This window comes from Anaerobacillus sp. 63XJN7_5_ISO-PGPR-S23-430 (assembly GCF_056173695.1).
In genome coordinates, this window is sequence record NZ_CM149686.1 from 2,831,751 (window position 1) to 2,853,800 (window position 22,050).

At 39.7% G+C, this 22,050-nt stretch carries 25 protein-coding genes; 3 read left to right on the forward strand and 22 right to left on the reverse strand.

The genetic code is table 11. From position 1 onward, the window contains the following. Nucleotides 1-152 precede the first annotated feature (152 nt). The 3 genes from AC0VYJ_RS14985 to AC0VYJ_RS14995 form a co-directional block, all read right to left on the reverse strand. Nucleotides 153-296, reverse strand: coding sequence for a YrzI family small protein (locus AC0VYJ_RS14985; RefSeq protein ID WP_194219462.1), 144 nt, complete (start codon nt 294-296; stop codon nt 153-155). Between the two features lie 121 nt (nt 297-417). Next, nucleotides 418-552 carry a hypothetical protein gene (locus tag AC0VYJ_RS14990; RefSeq protein ID WP_276511805.1) on the reverse strand — a complete coding sequence of 45 codons (135 nt, stop codon included), beginning with the start codon at nt 550-552 and terminating at the stop codon, nt 418-420. A 27-nt stretch (nt 553-579) separates the two neighbouring features. Then, entirely contained in the window at nt 580-726 is a 147-nt protein-coding gene (locus AC0VYJ_RS14995; protein ID WP_194219461.1) for a hypothetical protein, read from the reverse strand. A gap of 504 nt (nt 727-1,230) precedes the next feature. On the opposite strand from AC0VYJ_RS14995, the gene AC0VYJ_RS15000 reads away from it, so the two are divergent. Both AC0VYJ_RS15000 and AC0VYJ_RS15005 read left to right on the forward strand, forming a co-directional pair. Further along, nucleotides 1,231-2,772, forward strand: a complete 1,542-nt coding sequence (locus AC0VYJ_RS15000) for a hypothetical protein (RefSeq protein ID WP_475365531.1) — start codon at nt 1,231-1,233, stop codon at nt 2,770-2,772. Next, nucleotides 2,769-3,458, forward strand: coding sequence for an OmpA/MotB family protein (locus tag AC0VYJ_RS15005; RefSeq protein WP_194219459.1), 690 nt, complete (start codon nt 2,769-2,771; stop codon nt 3,456-3,458). Before AC0VYJ_RS15000 ends, AC0VYJ_RS15005 begins: the two co-directional genes overlap by 4 nt. Nucleotides 3,459-3,529: 71 nt before the next feature. On the opposite strand, the gene AC0VYJ_RS15010 is transcribed toward AC0VYJ_RS15005, so the two are convergent. The 6 genes from AC0VYJ_RS15010 to AC0VYJ_RS15035 all read right to left on the reverse strand — a co-directional run bounded on the left by AC0VYJ_RS15010 (nt 3,530) and on the right by AC0VYJ_RS15035 (nt 7,774). Beyond that, nucleotides 3,530-3,760, reverse strand: coding sequence for a YrhC family protein (locus tag AC0VYJ_RS15010; protein ID WP_303531811.1), 231 nt, complete (start codon nt 3,758-3,760; stop codon nt 3,530-3,532). A gap of 115 nt (nt 3,761-3,875) precedes the next feature. Further along, complete coding sequence (locus tag AC0VYJ_RS15015) at nt 3,876-5,009, reverse strand: bifunctional cystathionine gamma-lyase/homocysteine desulfhydrase (protein WP_194219457.1); 1,134 nt, start codon at nt 5,007-5,009, stop codon at nt 3,876-3,878. 3 nt (nt 5,010-5,012) lie between these two features. Beyond that, the gene (locus tag AC0VYJ_RS15020) at nt 5,013-5,936 is read right to left on the reverse strand and encodes a PLP-dependent cysteine synthase family protein (RefSeq protein WP_194219456.1); all 924 of its coding nucleotides are present in this window, start codon (nt 5,934-5,936) and stop codon (nt 5,013-5,015) included. Nucleotides 5,937-5,951: 15 nt separating this feature from the next. Next, nucleotides 5,952-6,419 (reverse strand): S-ribosylhomocysteine lyase, encoded by a 468-nt coding sequence (locus AC0VYJ_RS15025; protein WP_194219455.1) that lies wholly within the window; start codon nt 6,417-6,419, stop codon nt 5,952-5,954. Continuing rightward, nucleotides 6,412-7,116, reverse strand: a complete 705-nt coding sequence (gene mtnN, locus AC0VYJ_RS15030) for a 5'-methylthioadenosine/S-adenosylhomocysteine nucleosidase (RefSeq protein WP_194219454.1) — start codon at nt 7,114-7,116, stop codon at nt 6,412-6,414. Before mtnN ends, AC0VYJ_RS15025 begins: the two co-directional genes overlap by 8 nt. Nucleotides 7,117-7,135: 19 nt before the next feature. Further along, a complete protein-coding gene (locus AC0VYJ_RS15035; RefSeq protein ID WP_194219453.1) occupies nt 7,136-7,774 on the reverse strand; it encodes a class I SAM-dependent DNA methyltransferase in 639 nt (212 codons plus the stop codon). A gap of 161 nt (nt 7,775-7,935) precedes the next feature. On the opposite strand from AC0VYJ_RS15035, the gene AC0VYJ_RS15040 reads away from it, so the two are divergent. Further along, nucleotides 7,936-8,142 (forward strand): YrzA family protein, encoded by a 207-nt coding sequence (locus tag AC0VYJ_RS15040; protein WP_194219452.1) that lies wholly within the window; start codon nt 7,936-7,938, stop codon nt 8,140-8,142. Nucleotides 8,143-8,173: 31 nt separating this feature from the next. Here AC0VYJ_RS15040 and AC0VYJ_RS15045 read toward each other — a convergent pair whose 3' ends face one another. The 13 genes from AC0VYJ_RS15045 to recD2 all read right to left on the reverse strand — a co-directional run bounded on the left by AC0VYJ_RS15045 (nt 8,174) and on the right by recD2 (nt 22,036). After that, on the reverse strand, nt 8,174-8,854 hold the full coding sequence (locus AC0VYJ_RS15045) for a YrrS family protein (protein WP_475365532.1): 681 nt from the start codon (nt 8,852-8,854) through the stop codon (nt 8,174-8,176). Nucleotides 8,855-8,934: 80 nt separating this feature from the next. Then, nucleotides 8,935-10,662, reverse strand: coding sequence for a peptidoglycan D,D-transpeptidase FtsI family protein (locus AC0VYJ_RS15050; protein ID WP_475365533.1), 1,728 nt, complete (start codon nt 10,660-10,662; stop codon nt 8,935-8,937). A 148-nt stretch (nt 10,663-10,810) separates the two neighbouring features. Beyond that, nucleotides 10,811-11,287, reverse strand: coding sequence for a transcription elongation factor GreA (gene greA, locus AC0VYJ_RS15055; RefSeq protein ID WP_194219449.1), 477 nt, complete (start codon nt 11,285-11,287; stop codon nt 10,811-10,813). An 82-nt stretch (nt 11,288-11,369) separates the two neighbouring features. Further along, nucleotides 11,370-12,005, reverse strand: a complete 636-nt coding sequence (gene udk / locus AC0VYJ_RS15060; protein ID WP_194219448.1) for a uridine kinase — start codon at nt 12,003-12,005, stop codon at nt 11,370-11,372. A gap of 60 nt (nt 12,006-12,065) precedes the next feature. Then, on the reverse strand, nt 12,066-12,710 hold the full coding sequence (locus AC0VYJ_RS15065; RefSeq protein WP_475365534.1) for an O-methyltransferase: 645 nt from the start codon (nt 12,708-12,710) through the stop codon (nt 12,066-12,068). Nucleotides 12,711-12,796: 86 nt separating this feature from the next. Next, entirely contained in the window at nt 12,797-13,957 is a 1,161-nt protein-coding gene (gene mltG / locus AC0VYJ_RS15070; RefSeq protein WP_242057264.1) for an endolytic transglycosylase MltG, read from the reverse strand. A 273-nt stretch (nt 13,958-14,230) separates the two neighbouring features. Beyond that, nucleotides 14,231-14,521 carry a DUF1292 domain-containing protein gene (locus AC0VYJ_RS15075; RefSeq protein ID WP_475365535.1) on the reverse strand — a complete coding sequence of 97 codons (291 nt, stop codon included), beginning with the start codon at nt 14,519-14,521 and terminating at the stop codon, nt 14,231-14,233. A 12-nt stretch (nt 14,522-14,533) separates the two neighbouring features. Continuing rightward, nucleotides 14,534-14,953 carry a Holliday junction resolvase RuvX gene (ruvX, locus tag AC0VYJ_RS15080; RefSeq protein WP_226614489.1) on the reverse strand — a complete coding sequence of 140 codons (420 nt, stop codon included), beginning with the start codon at nt 14,951-14,953 and terminating at the stop codon, nt 14,534-14,536. 9 nt (nt 14,954-14,962) lie between these two features. Beyond that, nucleotides 14,963-15,226: an IreB family regulatory phosphoprotein gene (locus AC0VYJ_RS15085; RefSeq protein ID WP_048312684.1), complete on the reverse strand. Its 264-nt coding sequence runs from the start codon at nt 15,224-15,226 to the stop codon at nt 14,963-14,965. 79 nt (nt 15,227-15,305) lie between these two features. Beyond that, nucleotides 15,306-17,939, reverse strand: coding sequence for an alanine--tRNA ligase (alaS, locus tag AC0VYJ_RS15090; protein WP_475365536.1), 2,634 nt, complete (start codon nt 17,937-17,939; stop codon nt 15,306-15,308). 375 nt (nt 17,940-18,314) lie between these two features. Continuing rightward, nucleotides 18,315-19,370: an AI-2E family transporter gene (locus tag AC0VYJ_RS15095; protein WP_475365537.1), complete on the reverse strand. Its 1,056-nt coding sequence runs from the start codon at nt 19,368-19,370 to the stop codon at nt 18,315-18,317. Nucleotides 19,371-19,399: 29 nt separating this feature from the next. Then, the gene (locus tag AC0VYJ_RS15100; RefSeq protein WP_194219443.1) at nt 19,400-19,588 is read right to left on the reverse strand and encodes a hypothetical protein; all 189 of its coding nucleotides are present in this window, start codon (nt 19,586-19,588) and stop codon (nt 19,400-19,402) included. A gap of 177 nt (nt 19,589-19,765) precedes the next feature. Beyond that, nucleotides 19,766-22,036, reverse strand: a complete 2,271-nt coding sequence (gene recD2 / locus AC0VYJ_RS15105; protein ID WP_194219442.1) for an SF1B family DNA helicase RecD2 — start codon at nt 22,034-22,036, stop codon at nt 19,766-19,768. Nucleotides 22,037-22,050: the final 14 nt, after the last annotated feature.

Genomic DNA, 22,050 nt, shown 5'->3' on the forward strand with positions numbered 1-22,050 from the left:
TTTTCTCTACTAATCAATACCCCTTTGCCTACTTTTAAAAACAGATTCAGCTATATGTACACTACTATTTTGACTCGCATCTTACCTTTTCATACAAAATAGCGATGCATTCAAGAAAATAGTCATAAGGCAGGGAGCGCCTGCCTTATGACTTATTGATGGATATAGAAACTTTGTTTGTATTGGTTTGAATCAATCAGTTCTTGCCTTCTCTTATGGTCTAATTCCTGATCAAGCGTATGCCGATTACGTTTGATCGAAAAAGTGATTGTAACAAACAATAAATGTAAAGTCATTCCACTTCACTCCTTTCCAGATAGATTACTTCAGGTTAACCCTTTCTCTACTGCGATCCATTTTTGAATGGCTAATTTCTTCTGATCGATAATCATCATTCTCTTCCTTTCCGTTTTGGTATTAATGCATCCAGATTGGTTTTTCACTTCTTACATTCATTTGTCTTTTCACTCGCAAATAATGTTGTTCCTCAGCTAAAGTTCGTTCATGAACGCGAAGACGAATTGTGACAAAAACTAAATGTATCGTTAACATGATCATTTCTCCTTACTGTCTTTTAAATTAGGATAACCACATCGAAGCTCGGTTTCGTTTCATTTCGGCTTCTGACATGCGTTGATGAATGGAGCGCTGATGTAGTTCCGTAGATAAACTACGATGAAAAGCACCCTTCACTTTTGTTATGATCATTAAATGGAATGGCAACATGTTAACGACCTCCTTTCTATTCAATTACTTCTGGGGACCCATTTTTTCCTTTTTAGTTGCTTTACGTTCAACACTTTTCCATTTACCATTTACATTCCTCCTCTCCATTTTTGGACACAAAAAGCCGCAGGATATTAGCCTGCGGCAAAAAAAGCATAGAAAAGCCACAGGCATCGACCTGCGGCTTTTCAATCCGATATTAAAAAGGATTCCTCTTATCGAGGCACTGGTCGAACAGATTGTGCATATTCAGTTACAGTCGTTGCATCTGCTTTCATCATTTTCATCATTCTGTTCGACCTCCTTTTTTCATATTTGTTTACAAAGGTAAGTATATCCAAATCCACCATTTAAGTAAACCTTTTTTACTAAATTTCCTAAATATTTTATTTATATGAATATTTTCGACAATCTTCAACATTGTCCTAAATCCCCTTATATTATAAGAAACCAAGAAAGTTCTGCTAAAGAGGACATACATATATACAAAGTGGAGGTGAACATATGCTGAACGTGACAACAATCGTCCTCTTTATCATTGGATTTCTTGCTGTGTTCGGGGTAACAGCTACGATTCAGATTAGTTTACAAATGAAAAAATGGCTCCGAGATATTGAGAATGCTGAGATACAAAATGATTCAACGACTCATACTGCACCATGGATTCAAAATGTTATGAAAGAATACAAGTCATACCATTTAGCAGGCGTATCTCAAGTCAATACACAAGCTCTTATTGAGAAACATTTCTATAAAGAATCCGTTCCTCTATTTGGCTTTGCTCGTGTTCCAGCAGGTGGAATGATGCGATTCATGCAGCAGCTACCCCCTACCTCCATTATCATAGGAATACTAGGAACTTTTATCGGACTTACACTCGCCATTTCATCGATGCAAGAAACGCTTATGTTTCTTTCACAGAAACCAGAAGATGCAAACCTCAATCTTGCTTCCGTGATTGAAGCGATCTCAAGTCCTTTTCAAGGAATGAGCGTTGCATTCATCACAAGCATAGCCGGGATTGGTAATGCTCTATTTTTAACACTTATCCAAAATGGTGTATTAACAAATGGGCGAACAACTGCTTATTATTTGGAGAAAATCATTTCGGATTGTGAGTCCCTTCTTGATCATAATCTAAATGCAAGCTTAACGCAGGAAAAACCTCACGATGAAATGGAACGCATATTAGATCGCCTTGCATGTAGGATTCAAGATAGTTTTCATGAAACACTTGGAGATTTTTCTACTAATATGGTCCACTTTACAGCTGGTCTTGAACAGGCGATGAAAGACGTTCAAGCTACATTAACAGCTCAACGTGAATATACCGAAAAATTCTCAAGTAGCACCGAGACGTTGGAATCATTCGGGATAAAACTTAAAGACTCATTTACCCAGCTTGACGGTGTTCAAGAAAAAGCAACGAACGGAATTATCGATCTTGGGAATCGATTAAAAACACTCGAAAGTCAACTTCAATCTTTATCTAAACACCATGAATCTGGTCAGCGTAAATTCGAGCAGCTTGTTCAACGATCGGATCAATTAATCAAGGAAACTCAAAAGAAAGCAGAAGAAACAGGTCAACATTACTTAAGAGGCTTAGATGAACAAATGCAGCGGTTCCAAGGCTCGCAGGAGGAGCTTGAGAGGCGCGTTCACCAAATGCAGGATGAATGGTATTACCGCTATCAAGATAAGCAAAATCAATATGGAAGAGCTTCTCAAGAATTCGCTGAATCAGTTTTACAGCTTGAAAAAGCCTGGTATAGCTCTCTCGATAAAATTAAGCGTGAAGCACTGGAGCCAATTATTCATCGAATGGAACGGGACCAGCGTGATCAACCTCTTCAGCATGAAATGAGAGCTATATCAAACAGTCTTGATTCTCTTTACCAAGGTCTAGCTCGAGAGCTAAAAGATATTCAACACCAGCTCTCAGAATCACATCAACTACAGCTACGCTTGTACGAGGAGCAAATGCGTCGTCAATCTATGGCACAGCAGCATGTCCAATCAAGGATGATTGGTGACAATCGATGAAAAATCGAAAAAGGCGATTTCAAATACAGAGTGATGAAGAACATTATTGGCCTAGTTTTGCTGATATGATGGCGATGATCGTTCTTGTCATGCTCTTTATCGCGATCATCGCGTTCGTTCAAATGATCTATGATGCATATGACCAAACGGTTATGAAACAAGAGCTTGCCAAAGTAGCAGATGTCAAAAAGCATATTAGTGATTTAATTGAGGAACAGCTTGAAGAAAACGTTGGCAAAGATAAGATCGTTCGCGGACCAAATAATACGATTTCAGTCGAAGGAGATATTTTATTTGATACAGGAAGCGCCGAAATTAGCCCTCAGGGGAAAAAAGTTTTAAACGACCTGGCGGATGTTTTTGCTAATTTAATCGATGAAGAAGATATTAGTCAGTACCTCTATATCATCTTAATCGAAGGACATACTGATAAAGTTCCCTATGATAACTGGAAACTTTCAGCTGATCGCTCTGTCGCAGTTGTAAAGGAATTGATGAAAGCAAACCCTAAACTAGATACTCCAGAATATGCAAAATATTTAGCGGCAACGGGATATTCAGAATATAAACCAGTTATTGAAGAAGATACAAGTGATGCGTACGAGAAAAACAGAAGAATCTCTTTTCAAATTATTCTTGATGACGAGAAATGGCAGGGACGCCTTAAAGAAATCATGACTTATTAGGAAATACAAAAGCCGCTTCCAAAAAAGAAGCGGCTTTCATTAAAACATATGGATCATTCATCATATATCGTTTAATAGTTTATATCTTGCTCGTTTATTTTTTTTTGAATAGCGATAGCGCGAGAATAGAAGAAAATCGCAATCCCAACGAGTACAAACCCACCACCCGTTAAAATAAGGGCTGCACCATCCGTCTTCCCTTCAACTGGAAGAAAAGAACCAATATATAAGAAAACACTAAGACTAAGCAATACAAACGCAAAACGTTTATAATCTGTCATTTTGTCTTGAAGTTGCTTCATAGCGCTCACCTCTCCCGTCTCTTATTCTACCATAAGAAACGGGTCTACTAGAGATGTAACTCTTTCCAATCATTAAAGAGCCCTTATCCAAATATATCAGATAAGGGTTCTACTATTATCCTAATGCGTTTGAAAGGTCTTCAATTAAATCATCTGCATCCTCAAGTCCAACAGAAATACGTACAAGACCCTCTGTGATGCCGAGCTCATCTCGTCGATCTTTCGGAATAGAAGCGTGAGTCATGCGAGCAGGAACTGAAATTAAACTTTCCACCGCTCCTAAACTTTCAGCAAGAGTAAAATATTTCACTTTGCTTAACAGCTCATCTGCTTTATCAGCACTTCCGATATCAAAAGAGATCATACCACCAAAGCCACGAGACTGATTAACAGCGATATCATTACCTGGATGTGTACTTAGCCCAGGATAATATATTTTCTCGACTGATGGGTGATTACTAAGGAATTGGACAATTTTCGCTGTGTTTTTCTCATGCTCTTCCATACGAACCCCAAGTGTTTTCAATCCTCTAATAAGCAGCCATGAATCCTGCGGTCCAAGAATGGCACCTGCCGAATTTTGAACAAAATGCACTTCTTCCGCCAGCTCTTTTGAATTAACAACAACAAGTCCAGCAACGACATCACTATGCCCGCCTAAATACTTTGTTGCTGAGTGAAGAACGATATCAGCACCATGGTCAATTGGATTTTGCCAATAAGGCGTATTAAACGTATTATCAACGATTGTTAGAAGATTGTGGTCTTTTGCCAATTTGGAGATGGCATTAATATCGGTCACCTTCAACAACGGATTCGTTGGTGTTTCAACGTAAATCGCTTTCGTATTATCCTGAATCGCAGCTTTAACAACAGCTAAATCAGTCGTATCGACAAAAGTTGATTCAATACCAAGACGGTTTAAAACCTTTGTCATTACACGGTAAGTTCCACCGTAAACGTCATCTGTCATAACAACATGATCTCCAGAATTAAACATCATCATAACAGAGGAAATGGCTGCCATTCCGGATCCAAATGCAAATCCTGCGACGCCATTTTCAAGGTCTTTAATCAGCTCTTCTAGTGCATGACGTGTTGGATTCCCTGTTCTGGAATATTCATAGCCGTTGAACTTTCCTACAGCTTCTTGTTTGTAAGTACTTACTTGATAGATCGGTACCGATACAGCTCCAGTTTGTGGATCACCGGTAATCCCACCATGAATAAGTTTTGTTTTTGGCTTCATTGGTTAAATGCCTCCTTGATAAATCTTCTTACTTAAGTATCGTTCACTACTATCTGGAAAAATCGTAGCGATATTTGTTCCGGGACGAGCGTGCTGTGCTTCGATAAGAGCCGCCTCGAGCGCTGCTCCAGAGGAACTTCCAACTAAAAGGCCCTCTTTTTCAGCGAGCTCTTTTACACGTTTGAAGGCTACTTCATCTGTTACGGTATGAATACTATCAAAGTAGGCTTCGTCCATATAATCAGGTAGAAACTCCATACCAATCCCCTCTGTTTTATGAGGACCAGATTCTCCACCATTTAAAATGGATCCCTCGGGTTCTACAATAACGGTTTTCACATTCGCCTTCTGCTCCCTCAAATAGCGAGCTGTACCCATAAATGTTCCACCAGTTCCAGCCCCAGCTACAAAAACATCAAGCTCACCGTCAAGCTGCTTCCACAACTCTGGACCAAGTGTTTTGTAGTAGGTTAGTGGGTTAGCAGGATTACCAAACTGACGAGGCATGTATGAATTAGGGATTTCCTCAATTAGCTCTTCAGCTCGAGCTATTGCCCCTTTCATTCCAAGCTCAGTAGGGGTATTGACAATTTTCGCACCAAGCGCCCTCATTAAATCCTGTTTTTCCATACTGAATTTTTCTGGAACCACAAACATCACGGTGTACCCTCGATTAACCGCTGCAAGAGCAAGACCAATGCCTGTATTTCCAGCTGTAGGCTCAATAAATGTTCCGCCCGGGGCTATTCGATTATGATCAATCGCTTCCTGAAGTAGTTCCTGACCAAGACGATCTTTAATACTTCCCCCAGGATTATAAAACTCTAACTTTGCAAAAAGGCGAACGCCTCCTGGTAGATCAAAATGATGGAGCTCGATGACCGGAGTTCGGCCTACGAGCTCATGAATATTATGAAAGATTTCCATAGCGTGAAATCCTTTCTATTTGGCGAAGATAATGTGCCACTCATCACGATGTGTCAGCATTTCGTCTGCGATTTCTTTTGCTCCTTCTAAACTATGGTTAGCAGCCCAGCCGCATTGTACTTCGTTGCACGCTGGTACTTCTTGTGCATTTAGAACATCCTGCAATGTTTTCTCGAGTACTTCTAGAATCTCGTCGTAGTTTGAATGATTTAGAACCGCAAGATAAAACCCAGTCTGGCATCCCATCGGACCAATATCAACGACGTTTTCCATATGATTACGAATATTTTCTGCCATCAAGTGTTCGATTGAGTGTAGACCAGCCATTTCCATGTGCTCTTTGTTTGGTTGTTTGAAACGAATATCATACTTATAAATCTCATCACCATTTGGTCCTTTTGTTACGCCTACTAGACGAACATATGGTGCTGCTACCTTTGTATGATCAAGATTAAAACTTTCTACATTCATTTTTTTAGCCATTCTTACTCAACTCCTCCACTAGATTTAAAATTAAGTTTGCTGAATTAATTGAAGCTGTCTCAAGAAATTGATCGAAAGAAATATTTGATTCTTTCCCTGCAATATCAGAAAGTGAGCGGATAATCACAAAAGGTGTACCGAACTGATAACAAACTTGTGCAATCGCTCCTGCTTCCATTTCTGCAGCGTCTAGGTTCGCAAGTTTTGACCTGACATAGTCAACTCTCTCCGCATCATCCATAAAGGAATCGCCAGTCGCGATCATTCCTTTTACTACCTGATGTTCCGTTACTTTCTCAGCACTTCGCTCAGCAGCTTCAACAAGCATGCTGTTCGGTTCATAAAGAGCCGGCATTTGAGGAACCTGGCCGTATTCGTAACCAAAAATGGTTGCATCTACATCATGGTAACGAACTTCTGAAGAAATCACGATGTCGCCTACTTTTAATTCAGGATTAAATCCACCCGCAGAGCCTGTATTGAGAATGTAGTCTGGTTTAAATAGTTGATTCATTAATGTTGTTCCGATGGCCGCATTCACTTTACCAATGCCTGATTTTAAGAGAACTACCTCCTGGCCATCTATGCTTCCTGTAGTGAACTCAGATCCTGCAATCACCTGTTCTTCTCTGTGATCGAGACGGTCACGTAAAATTCTAACTTCTTCTTCCATTGCTCCAATAATACCGATCTTCATGACGAACTCCTTTACTTGTTCAATTTTTGATGGCTTCCATCAACCAAACAAAATCGTTTAGTTGAGTAAAAGTAACGTCGAATCCATGCTTTCGAAATAATGTCTCCAACACTGAAATCGTCGTATAATATTCCGACTGTAAATCTTGTAGCAAATTGTAATATCCCTTTGCTTTCACTTTCTCATGCATCTTTACTCTAGCATTGTCATCCTTAAATGCTGTATCCGCAAATACAATTTTATCATTTTGAGCCAGTAGTTGGCTATATTTGTGAATGGCGATACTTTTTTCTTCGTCAGTGAGATGGTGAAATGCATAGGTACTCACGATTGTTTGTACAGGGTTAGTCGGAGTTGGAAAATCCATAAAATCACCATCATGAAGCGTGACATGAGGTAATCTTTCACTCGCCTTTTCTCTCATCGCTTTTGATGGCTCTATACCGGTTACCGACAAGCCTTTCTTAAGTAGAATAGAAGTTAAGTTCCCTGTTCCAACGCCAAATTCTAACACGTGGCCTGAGGAAGCTTGAGCAACTGCAGATAGAATGCCGTCGTATCCCTTAAAGACATCACGATACTCTTCATCTTGACCAGACACCGTTGTGTCATACGAGTCAGCCCAGCGCTCAAATAAATCAATAAACTCTCTTCCCATTGCTGTCACATCGCTTTCCTGTTTTTAATTCATAGTATTAAGGTATGAATAATATGCATTATGGTTCTAACTTATCATATTCTTTTTTGAATATCAATTTGTATGATTTAACAAAAATGTGTACACTGTTATGTGGAAAGTATTTTAAGGAGGAGCAATAAATGAGTTTTTCCCTTGAACGGATAGATGATAAAGTAGAATTTTTCGAAGGATTTTCGCTTGAAGAAATCGAGAATAAAATTCAGACTCAGATCGATAACAACCGTGCACTGCTGCTTCAAGTTCATTCTGTTCAGCATCACGCTCTTACACATGAAAAAACAGGCAGACCTTATTACTCTGCTGTTGTTCATTTTAAAGCTAAATAAAAAAAGCAGGAGCATTTGCTCCTGCTTTTTGTTATTCTGGCTTAACACTAACCGGCTTCCAACCTTCTCCATCAACCCACTCAAGTTCGATGTAATAGACTTGATTTCCAGATCCTGCTTTACTAACACGTGCAAAGGACTTTTGTGGCCCACCATTACCACCTATTCTCCAGATCGTCATTTGATCTTCTGATAGACCCATAACAGATTCTGCAGCTTTTATTTTTTCATTCCAGTCATCAGTACCTTTGGTATAACTGGATTTATGTGGACCTGATTGCACTGTACCCACCGGCTCCCACGGTCCTTCAAGATTTGGTTCACCTGGCTCTTGATCAGCTTCTTCTTTGTCCTGGTCTTCTTTATCTTCTTTCTCTTTATCGTTCTCTTCTTTTTCTTTCTCTTCGTCAGTACTTTCATCTTTTGAACTATCTTGATCAGCGCTACTGTCAGAATCTGAATCATTGGACTCTGAATCCTTTGAGTCGGCTTCATCAGAAGTAATGGAATCGTCACTGCTCTTATTCGATTTTTCATCTGAACTTGTTTGTGCTGTTGGTTGTTCTTCACTTGCTGTTTGTTGAGAGTCGTTACCCGTAAACACAATGTTGGCAACAAGTACAAGTATCACTGCGAGAACAATTCCAATTAAACTATTTAATACGATATTTTGTTTTCTCTTTGAATGTCGGTCCCCATATCGTGATCTCAAACCCATCCACTCCTCTATTTAGCTGTTGCTCTTATTTTATCATCTCTAAATGATTCGTAGAAGGCTTGACTTTTGTTTCGTTATTGTCTCTCAAATTGTTGCAACAGCTTAACGATTGAAGCAAAAGCTTCATAAGTTTTATATTCTTTCTCCTTTCGTTCGAAATCAACAACAACCAAAGCATACTTTGGAGAATCATAAGGAAAGTAACCAGCGAACCACTGATGATCAAATGACAAATCTTCACCAAGTTCAGCAGTACCTGACTTACCAGCTACTTTTACTGGTAAATCAGCTAAATATGTACGACCGGTTCCACTTACAACTACTTCTCGAAGCGATTCTTGTAGTGACTTTACTACCTTATTCGAAAGTTTTCCGTTCAAGTTTCTTTCACTAAAACTAAGGAAAGTTGTGCCATTTTTATAAAGTATGTCACTAACGGCCCTCACCTGTTTTGCTTCTCCCTCTCTTCCAATTGTCGCCATCATATTGGCGATAGCCAGTGGACTTAACTTAACATTTAATTGCCCAATCGCTGTTTGGTCAATCGCCTTAATCACAACTTTATCTTTATCATCTTTAAAAAAGACCGGTTCCGACTCGTCGGGAAACTGTTTAAAATCTTCGTAATGATAGAGCATATCTTCCCAGCCAACAGTTTTGCCAATCCCTAGTTTTGTTGCAGTATTTTCAATCACATCCGGATCAATTTTGATGAGCTCTTCAGCAAGTTCTGTGAAAGCGGCATTGCAGCTAGCTGCAAAGCTACTCTTTAGGTTCATGATTCCTAGGTCACGGTTCCCAGGTCCATCTCGATATAAATTTAGATCACAGTTGAATGTGCGGGTGTCTTTTATCCCGTTCTCATAGGCAGCTGCTAGAATAATCGTTTTAAATACCGAACCTGGAAAATATCCTTTTACCATTTGATTGACTGCGCCTTTTCCAAGTGGATCATCCGATTCAAAGAGAGGACGACTCACCATTCCAATAAGATTGTTCGATTCGATATCAAGTAAAACTGCTCCACCATTTGTAATACCTGCTTCATCTACCGCTTCCTCAAGGCTGTTCTGGATCTCCATATCCAACGTTGTCTTCACTTGAAGGGGGTAGAAAGAGTCTGTTGTTGAAAAAAGCTTCACATCAAGTCCGAGTAGAGGATTTCCCTGACGATCAGCATGATAAAGGAGTGTGGTATCTCCTTCAGATATTAAAAAGGGATCAAAAGCAGCCTGGAGTCCTGAAATACCTAATTTAGTGTGTTCATTAATTATTCCTTCTGCCCATTTCTCAGGATATTTCGATTTGATTAGATCTGGATTTGGTCTTACACTTCCAATAACATGAGCAGCTAACGGATTTTCGTTCAATGGTTTATTTACAGCGTAAACACCCGGAATACTTAATTCGTTTATTTGCCTCATCTGTTCAGATGTTAGTCTTTTTTCATAATTAAATGGTTGCTTTCGCTTATCAAAAGAGCGGTCGATTTCATCAGGAGAAGTCTTTATAATCTTTGCTACCTCTTCAATCGGCCAGTCCCGATCTTTCAAAAACGGAAATAGTACCAAAGCTGGAATGGTCTCACTCATCGGAATACCATTTCGATCTAGCATCGTTCCCCTTCCTTCATCTAGTACATAAGATTGGGTACGCTGATCGATGCTAGCTTCTATTAAATTCACTTCATGCTTTGAATAAGATTCCGTTTCAACTAATTGTAGCTGAATCAATCGCCCAACTAGCACGAACATCAAGCACATAAAGAGGAAACCAACTCCGGTCACCCTTCTCCTACTCATACCACTCACCTCTATATGAGTGTCGACCGATGTCCCCTATTTCAAACATAAGTAACCTGGGACTTGCTGTTGACTTATAACTTTAATTCAATTGATATTCCATAGAAAAAGACAGCCGGATTGGCTGTCTTTTTAAACATTGCATTTATTAGCTAACTTCTAGAATTTCAACGCGAATTTCTCCGCCTGGAGTTTGCACGTTAACCTTTTCTCCAATTTGACGGCCGAGAAGACTTCTTGCCATAGGTGAGTCATTTGAAATTTTCCCTTCAAATGGATCAGCTTCAGCACTACCAACGATAATATATTCTTCTTCATCTCCATCTGGAATCTCAACAAATTTAACCCGCTTACCTATTGATACAACATTCGATGAGCTATTGTCTTCTTCAATAATTTCAGCATTACGAATCATATTTTCAACTGTTTGAATACGCGCCTCGACAAATGCCTGCTCATCTTTTGCAGCGTCATACTCAGAGTTCTCAGATAGATCTCCAAAACTACGAGCAATTTTAATTCGTTCTACTACTTCTTTTCTTTTCTCTGTTTTAAGGGAATCAAGTTCCTTTTCAAGCTTTTCTTTACCATCTTGTGTCATGTAATACTTTTTATCCTCTGCCATTTCTTTCACTCCTTCATCAATTAAGGGCATCAATCGTAATAAACTGTATGAAAAAAAGAGGTAAATATACCTCGTTTAATCGTTATAACATGGCTTTATCTTCGAGTATCGTATGAATCTTCGTTACCATTAGGTCGATGGCTACTCTATTCTGCCCGCCTTCTGGAACAATAATATCTGCGTAACGCTTTGTAGGTTCTATAAACTGAAGATGCATGGGGCGAACAACTGAAGTATATTGCTCTACAACAGAATCAAGCGTTCTCCCTCTGTCACGGATATCCCTAACCATTCTTCTTAAAATACGGAGATCAGCATCCGTGTCTACAAATAGCTTAATATCCATTAAATCACGGAGACGTTCATCTTCAAGAATTAGGATACCTTCCAAAATAATGACATCTTTTGGTTCGACAGGGATAATTTTATCAGATCTTGTGTGAACTGTATAGTCATAGACAGGTTTTTGAATAGGGTTATATAACATTAGTTCTTTCACATGGTCAATTAACAGGTCATTATCGAACGCTAGTGGATGGTCATAGTTTGTACCTAGTCTTTCAGGCATTGACTTTTCACTCTGATCTTTATAATAAGAATCCTGTTCAATGACTAACACTGATTGATCAGCAAACTGTTTAAATATCTCTCTTGTTACAGTGGTTTTACCTGAGCCTGAACCTCCGGCAACACCAATTACTACGGGTCTATTAACCATAATTCTTCCCCTTCTATTATAGAAAAACCGCTCGTACATACGTACGTCGGCTTTTCTTCATCATGAGTTTTTACGCTGACTAACAGCTAATCCATCTCCAATAGGATATATTGTAGTATCTAGTTCGGGATGGGATATTAAAAATTCATTATAAAGACGGAGCTTTTTTACCATTGATCTAAAGCGCTTCTCTTCGATCTCCTCTTCTGCTACCATACCTCTAAAGAGAATATTATCAGAAAACACTACTCCGCCCTTTTCTAATTGATCATAAAATTCATCAAAAAAACGCTGGTACTGACCTTTGGCCGCGTCAATGAAGAGCGCTTGATATGAACCATAGCTCTTAAGCTCATCAGCCAGCTCAAATGCATCCCCAAATAAAACGGTTATTCTATCAGAGTATCCTGCTTTTTCAATATTTGCGATCGCTTCATTATAACGAGTTTCATCTCGTTCAACAGTAAGTATAGCAGTATCTGGCAAACGCTCAGCCATACGGATTGCTGAGTAGCCAATGGCTGCACCAATTTCCAATATTCGGCCCGGTTTCAAAAAGGTCAGGAGTTGAAGCATCACATCAAGACTCGTTTGTTCCATAATTGGAACATGTTTTTCCCGTGCATATTCTTCTATCTCTTTTATTAAGTCTTCTCGATTCGGGCGTAAAGATTCCAGATATTGTTCCACATGATCGGATATCATGATCGGTCCTCCTTCATGTAACCCGAATAATTTTATCATAATCGAAAGGGGAATGGTAGTCTTACTCGCCATTCCCCATAAATTTCTTATTCTTCTTTTTCTTTCTCTTCTTTCTCTTTCTTCTTATAATACTCTGTCCACTCTTCCTTATACTTAGCAACTTTCTTATTGTGCTCTTCATTAGTCTCTGAGAACAGCGTTTCGCCACTCGGTCGAGCATAGAAATAAAGTGCTTCTGTATCGGCTGGTTCTATTGCCGCTATGATTGACGACTCACCAGGGTTGGCAATAGGGCCAATCGGCAGACCTTTTTGCTTATACGTATTATAAGGCGACTTTGCATCAAGATCATCCTGGGTGATTTCTCCTGATTGCTCTCCTCTCGCATATACAACCGTAGGATCTGTTTGTAAGATCATATTCTTATCAAGACGATTATAAAACACCTTCGAAATTTTTGTTCGATCAGCTTTTGCTGACGCTTCTTCTTCAATGATCGAAGCAAGTGTCATCATTTCATGGATGGAATAATCACGATCTTCTATTTCAGAGCGATATTTTTTTAAGACGCTATCAGTTTTGTCTAACATATCTTTCACAACGACTTCCACTGAAGGTTCTTCTTCAAAATCATAAGTAGCAGGGAAGAGATAACCCTCTAACGGATGACGAATGTCTTCATTTAAAATATCTTCTGTTAAAAACCAATATTCATTCACTAAAGCTTTCATGTATTTCTCATCATCTAATTTCTTAATAACATCTTCTTGCTTTAAGTCAAGTTCCTTCGCAATACGAGCAGCTATGTCTTCTAACCAGATTCCTTCTGGTACAGATATAGTGGCAACAGCTTCTTTCATTACTTTCCCACTCTTCATAATGGCAATAATTTCATCCATCGTCATAGAAGGTGAAAGTTCATAATCACCTGCTTGAAAGCCGCTTTCATTCTTATATTTCACGTAATAACGGAAAGCTGTGCCATCTTTAATGATGCCTTCTTCTTCCAGTTTAGCTCCAATTGAAGATGTTGAAGATCCAATTGGAATAGTCACAGCTGCTTTTTCTTTGCTATCAGAATCAACTGGTTCGAGTATGTTTTTTATGTAGAAGTAACCACCTGTTATAACGGCAGCCACCGTTATGGTTAAAAGCAGTAAAATGATAAACACTATTTTTCTTACCGTTTGATTCTCGGTCTGGCGCTTCATAAGCTTCTCTTTATACAAGTCCTTAAAATCAGACAACGCCGTGGCCCCCTTTCATTCTTCATCTATTATACTATATGTCGACATATTGTCGGCAAGGATGCCAACGTTCGCCAAAAATTATCCATTATGTATTATACAAGGTTATTTGAAAGGTTTGTAGTCATTTCCAAAAAACAGTAAGAAGATTCTTTGCCCTAAGGTATCCAAACACATAAGAAATCTTACTCAAACCGATCATGACACAGTAATTCTAAACGTATAATCAAGAAAAAAAGCTGCCGATTTTCACCGGCAGCTTTTGATTGAAATTTACTCGCTATCTTCTTCTTCTTCTTCAGAGAAAGTGTTGAGCATTTCCTCGACCATTTCCCATTCCTTATCTGATTCAATAGGGAAAAGCTTATAGTCTCGCTCTTCATTGTCCTCTTCTTCATAGCGGAAAGCATAAACTTCCACTTCCTCTTCACTATCAGCTTGATCAGCAGGAACTACAGTCATATAAGATTGACCGTTCTCAGCTACATCAAATGTAAAGAGAACTTCAAATAGATGCTCGTCTCCATTTTCATCTGGAATGATAATACGTTCTTTTTCCTCCATGTTTTCACCTCATTAATTTTGCTTGCTGTCTAAGTATCCTTGCAGAATCATAACAGCAGCCATTTTGTCGATCACTTTCTTACGCTTCTTACGACTCACATCAGCACTAATCAGCATGCGTTCTGCAGCGACGGTTGTTAGTCTTTCATCCCACATGTCAACTGGAATATTAGTCGTTGTCTGAATAAGTTCTGCAAATGCCTGACAGGCTTCGCCACTCGGACCAATTGAGCCATTCATGTTCTTAGGAAGTCCAACGACAATCTTGCTGACATCATTCCCATTAATGATTTCCATTAAACGATCAGGAATCACATCCTGCGCTTCCGGGTTACGTTTCACGGTTTCTAATCCCTGTGCCGTCCATCCCATTGCATCGCTTAGCGCTACGCCGATTGTTTTTGTACCGACATCCAATCCAAGTGTTTTCATGCTGTCTCCTTATCCCTGATGATGAGTAAGATACGATTTTACAAGCTCTTCAATTAATTCGTCTCTTTCAAGCTTACGAATTAAGCTTCTCGCATCATTGTGTCTCGGAATGTAAGCCGGATCCCCAGAAAGGAGGTAACCCACGATCTGGTTAATCGGATTATAGCCCTTTTCTTGAAGAGCACTATAGACGGTGAGTAACACTTCCTGGACATCATGATTATATGCGTCGTCTGGAAAATTAAATTTCATTGTTTTGTCCATCGAACTCATTCCTTACACCTCTTTCTCCGATCCCCATCTAGAATCGTAACTAGTCAACTAATTCTTATTGTACACTACTAAAACCAAATTAGGAAATGGATTTCACCCAATCTGTTGTGTAAGCAAGAGCATCATCCAGTTTCTCTGGATTTTTGCCCCCTGCCTGCGCCATATCCGGTCGGCCACCGCCACCGCCGCCACAGCGAGTAGCAAGCTCTTTAATCAATTTCCCTGCATGATATCCCTCTTTTACGAGGTCATCTGTAATTCCAGCAGCTAACTGAACCTTCCCGTCTGCACCGCTACCAAGTACAACAATGACACTGCCAATCTGAGCCTTCAGATCATCGACAATACTACGAAGGTTATTCATATCTGTGTCGATGCGTTTAGCAACTACTTTCACACCGTCTACTTCTTGAACATTTCCTGCCATCTGTTTTGCTTCAACATTTGCAAGTTTTGACGTCAGTGAGTCATTTTGGCGTTGTAAATCTCGAATCTGACCAAGTAGTGCTTCTGTTCTTGATGGAACATCCTTCACATTTGATTTTAACAAGTCAGCCGTATTTTTCAAAATTGATACTTGTTGATTTAAAACCTGGTAAGCTCCTTCGCTTGTTACAGCTTCAATACGACGCGTTCCTGCACCAATACCTGACTCAGAAAGAATTTTAAACAATCCAATTTCTGCTGTATTTTGAACGTGAGTACCGCCACATAGTTCTAGACTATAATCACCAACACGTACAACACGAACAGAATCTCCATACTTTTCACCAAACAACGCCATAGCTCCCATTGCTTTAGCTTCCTCAATAGGCTTTACCATCGTATTCACTGGAATATTAGCCCAAATTTGATCATTCACTTGTTTTTCAATCTCTTCAAGCTCTTCAGATGTAATCTGTCCAAAGTGAGAGAAGTCAAAGCGAAGTCGCTCTGAACCAACGAGTGAACCAGCCTGGTTTACATGCTCACCAAGAACATCTTTTAATGCCTGATGAAGCAGGTGAGTTGCCGTATGATTCTTTACAATTGCAGAACGGTTCGAACGATTGATTTCAGCTATTATTTTTGCTCCAGTTTTTATCGTTCCAGATTCTACAACCGCCGTATGGACGTGTTGGCCATTTGGCGCTTTTTGTACATCCGTTACGCGAAGTTGAACATCCTCGCCACGAATGATACCAGGATCTGCAACTTGCCCGCCGCTTTCAGCATAGAAAGGCGTGCTTTGGAGAATAACCTGGATTTCGTCGCCTTCTGACGCTACCTCAGTCAGCTCTTTATCTTTTATGATTGCGACTACTTCTGTATCAACAGACCGCTCTTCATAACCGACAAAATCGCTTTCGACTGAAATGTCGCCAAGCGCGCCACCTTGAACCTGCATGGAACCTACATCCTGACGAGCATCTCTAGCACGTTTCCGCTGCATTCCCATTTCCTGTTCGAAACCTGTACGATCAATTTCCATGCCTTCTTCTTCAGCATATTCCTCCGTTAATTCCACAGGGAAACCGTACGTATCGTAAAGTCGAAACACATCGCTACCAGAGATGACATGATTACCAGCTTCTTTTTCTTTCTTCATAATGTCTGAAAGAATTGACAGTCCTTCATTTAATGTTTCATAGAAGCGGTCTTCTTCATTCTTAATTACTTTTTGGATGAATTCCTTCTTCGCATTAACTTCAGGATAGAATTCAACCATGATGTCCCCAACGACTGGTACAAGTTCATACATGAATGGACGGTTAATACCAATTTGCTTAGCGAACCGAACTGCTCTTCTAAGTAATCTTCTTAGTACATATCCGCGACCTTCGTTCGATGGAAGGGCACCGTCACCAATGGCAAATGTAACTGTTCGAATATGATCAGCGACTACCTTAAATGCTGTATCTCCCTCTCTGGAATCTCCATAGTTCACTTCTGCCATTCGCTCTGTTTCACGAATGGTTGGCATAAAGAGGTCTGTATCATAGTTTGTTTTTGCATCCTGAATAACCGATACCATCCGTTCAAGTCCCATGCCCGTATCAATATTCTTCTTAGGTAATGGTGTATAAGTACCATCAGGGTTATGATTAAATTGGGAGAAAACAAGGTTCCAGATTTCAAGATAACGCTCATTCTCTCCACCAGGATAAAGTTCTTCTTTAGAATCTTCGAAACCATACTCTTCTCCACGATCATAGAAAATTTCCGTATTCGGTCCACTTGGCCCTTCCCCGATATCCCAGAAGTTACCCTCTAGACGGATGATACGCTCTTCTGGAAGTCCAATTTTCTCTTTCCAAATGGTAAATGCTTCATCATCTTCCGGATGAATTGTGACAGATAATTTATCAGCATCAAAGCCAATCCAATTCTCGCTAGTTAGGAATTCCCATCCCCATTCAATCGCTTCTTCTTTAAAATATTCTCCGATAGAGAAGTTCCCAAGCATTTCAAAGAACGTATGATGGCGTGCTGTTTTGCCTACATTCTCAATATCGTTTGTACGAATTGATTTTTGAGCATTTACAATTCTTGGGTTGTCAGGTGTTACGCGACCGTCAAAATATTTTTTAAGCGTAGCTACACCACTATTGATCCACAGTAAAGTTGGATCTTCATGTGGAACGAGCGATGCACTTGGTTCCACCGAATGACTTTTTTCTTTAAAGAAATCGATAAACATTTGTCTTACATCTGCTGATGATAAGTTCTTCATACTAATTATCCTCCTTTAGTTACTCAGTAATGGATTTTGGGGGTGGTGTTTTTTGAACGCAAAAAAACTCTCACCCCTGAATAAATCAGGGACGAGAGTTTTTTTAAAACGCTCACGCGGTACCACCCTGGTTATAGACAAAACTGTCTATCACCTCAAGCGACCGTAACGAGGTCGAGACGGCGGGGATTAACCCGCACTCAGGATTAGCTTTCTGCTGATCTTGTTCTTAAAGCTCTTACAGCCAGGGAGCTTCTCTCTAACGAATACAGTTCGTATTCAAGAATAGGGGTCAACATACTCGTTCCGTCAATGTGTTTAATTCTTAATCTCTGGGATTATTATAGTCAGAGCAACATTCGTTTGTCAATTGCTTCATTCATCTTCGTTTCGATAGAGAAAGAGTGCTTTTAGAACCGCAAGAGCAGGCACTGCAAGAATTAGTCCGATTACGCCAGCAATCTCTCCCCCTGCAAGAAGTCCAAAAATTATGATGACCGGGTGAATGTGCAGACTTTTCCCAACAATATAGGGTGATAGAATATTACTTTCGATAAACTGAAGAACCACAATAACGATAATCGTAATGATCGTCATTTTAACTGAAACGGTCGATGCAATTAATAGTGCTGGAGCCGCACCAAGAAAAGGTCCAAAGTATGGGATAATATCTGTTATACCAACGATAATCCCCAGTAGAATGGCATATGGAAGCTTAATCAACCAGAACCCCAGTGCCGCAAGAACACCTAACACCGAAATGACAAAAAATTGACCTCGAATATAATTACCAAGTGATTCATCTATTCGGATGAGTAGGTTCTTTCCGGGTGCTCTCCACTTAGGTGGCGTTATTCTCCATGCTGTTTTTTTTAACGTCTCAAAATCCTTCAGTAAATAGAACACGATGAAAGGAATAATCATAATGACAAAAAAAGAACTAAGTAACTTTTTTGCTAATTCAACCGCCAATGTCAATGTATTGTTAACAGCATCTTCAACATCCTGAAAAGTTTGATCAACCTTTCCTTGTAAAGAAGGAGGTAAGTTTGAAGTAAAGTCATATGTATGATGCACAGCATCCCGATACATATCAATGAACATTGGAACGTTCTCCATTAACTCCTGTGACTGTTTCACAATATGAGGAAGCCCCTTAAAAATCGCATAGCCAGTACCTCCAAAAAACAGAACATAGATTAAAAGTACAGCTATCCCTCTTGGCAAACCTTCTTTATGAATTTTCTCTACAATGGGATGAAGCAAATAAGTTATAAGAGAAGCAATTAAAAATGGAACAATTAAAACAGTTAACACATCGATGATCGGAACCCAAATTGGAGAAAGCTTCAGCAATAAATAAATGCATAAAAAAACTAGCAGAAGGGTCGTTAAATAAATGATCCAGTTCAGGTTCCATTCACGCTTCACTGTCAATCCCTCCTGCCAGCAAATACCATCTACAACTCAACTCGCATATCATAGTCTTCAAATAAATCATCCAGGGATGTCAGCGATCCGTCCTCTTCCACCTGGTGTAAGGAAAGAACTCCTTTAATAATCGACATTTCCACAAAACAGTTCCAACAATAGAATTGATTTGCCCCGATTTTCCCTATATTTTTACTTTTACAATTTGGACATTCCATCTCCATATGCCTCCTAATCCAGCTATTTAAGAAGATATACACCATCCTGTCCAGTTTGAAATCATTCTATACGGCATTTGTAAAGTAATCGCTTCTTTTCAACAGAGCCTCATGTTCATAAGGCGTGAATTACCTAGTAAAGCTAAATAGAAAAAAGCCAGAGATTTTCTCTGGCTTCTACATCGACTCTTCAATTGTCTTTTGTTCCCCAATCATTTCTTGCAATTTCTCCGTTAATTGCGTGTTTCGAACCTGATCATCTTCTGTTTGGATAGCTAGTTTAATGGCCTCTTCTTCTCCACATAAAATCAAATAATCCTTACTCCTTGTAACGGCTGTATAAAGAAGATTTTTTCGTAGCATCCGATAATACCCTCTTACAATAGGAAGAACAACAATCGGAAACTCACTACCCTGGGATTTATGAATGGAGCAGCAGTAGGCATGTGTTAATTGATTAAAGTCAGGCCTGTCATAAACTACTTCTTGTCCATCAAATGAAACAACAAGCTGATCCTGCTTTTCAATATTTTCTTTCGCAAAGAATACAGAAACAACTTCGCCCATATCACCATTGTAGACATTGTCTTCAGGATTGTTTACAAGTTGAAGAACTTTATCACCGACTCGATAAACGAGATCTCCATGCAAAAGCTCTCTTCGCTGCTCTGTTGCAGGATTAAACAGCTTTTGAAGCTCCTGATTTAGCCGATCCACTCCTGCCGATCCTCGATACATTGGAGCCAGAACTTGAATATCCCGAGGAGAGTATCCCTTCTTTAATGCATTGCCACACACTTGCGAGACAACCTCTATAATCTGTGCTTGGGAACAAGGAAAGAACCTCCGATCAGGCGTTGGTTTCCGAAACTCTTCTGGAAGCTCTCCTTCTTTAATAGAGTGCGCGAGATCAATAATCGAAGAGCCTTCAGCTTGTCGATAAATGTCCGTCAGTTTACTAACGGGAACTGCATGTGAATCGATCATATCCTTGAGCACCTGTCCTGGCCCTACCGAAGGAAGTTGGTCTTCATCACCAACAACAATCACTTGAATTTGAGATGGTAAGGATTTAAATAATTGATTGGCAAGCCACACGTCAACCATGGATACTTCGTCGACAATTAACAACCTGCCTTCAATCGGATTATTCTCATCATGCTCAAATCCCGCCTCACCTTTCCACCCAAGTAATCTATGTATCGTAAAAGCCGGTAGTCCTGTTGCTTCACTCATCCGTTTCGCTGCTCTTCCTGTTGGTGCTACAAGTAGCACTGGAAACGGCTTATCCTTTGAGTAATCTTTCGGTTCGAGTGAAAGTCCATTTAACTCAGCATAGAGCTCCACAATCCCTTTAATAACCGTGGTTTTCCCCGTACCTGGTCCGCCAGTTAAAATCATAAACGGAGAAGCGATTGCTTTTTGTACCGCTTCACGCTGTGAGGGAGCGTATTGAATACCAAGTCGTTCTTCAAGGTCTCCTAGAGCGCGATAGAATTCAGATTCCGGAAAAGAGTCAGCATACTCCGTTTGCGACATCACATTATTTAATCCAGTCACAAGACCTTTTTCAGCATAGTAAAGTGAATGTAAATAGATTCTCTCTCGATCAAGAATCAATTTATCACTCTCGTAAAGAGAGATCAGTTCCCTTGAAATATCTGCTTCATCAAGCTTATCACCTAGTAACTCATTCACAGATTGAATCAATGCATCGTACTCAAGATACACATGTCCCTCCTGTAACGTTTGTTCATTTAACGTATGAAGACATGCTGCCCGAATGCGATCAGGATGCTTTCCTTCAATACCAATCGATCTCCCTAAATCATCCGCACGTCGAAAACCAATACCTTCCACATCTTGAATAAGCTGATATGGATTTTTCTCAACAATCTCGAGCGTTTCTTGCTTATAGGCTTTAAAAATTTTCATCGATAGTCTCGGTCCAAATCCTAACTCAGTTAATCGAATCATAATTTGGTCAAGCCCCTGATGCTCCATTAGAGAATCATATAGTCCCTTTGCTTTTTCTTCAGATAGCTTTGGAACCTTACTTAATATTGATGGATCACGCATAATTTTAGCTATGGCGCGCTCACCTAACACATCAACAATCGATTCAGCTGTCTTTTCACCAATTCCATGGAATAAATCACTAGATAAATATTGGATAAGCCCTGGCTTTGATTCAGGCATCTGTCTCTCAAATGATTCAACAGCATACTGTTTCCCATAACGGGGATGATCCGTAAAGCGTCCGTAAAATACATACGTCTCATCTTCAAGAAGTCGAGGAATCATTCCATTCACGACGACTTCTTTCTCATCATAAGGTTCGTTCGTTTCAGAAATCCGAAGTCTTGCCACTCCATACAAACTATCTTCATTAAAAAAAATCATTTGAATGGGTCTTCCTTTGATATACCCTTTTTGTGGCTGATCCATAAGATCTTCTCTCC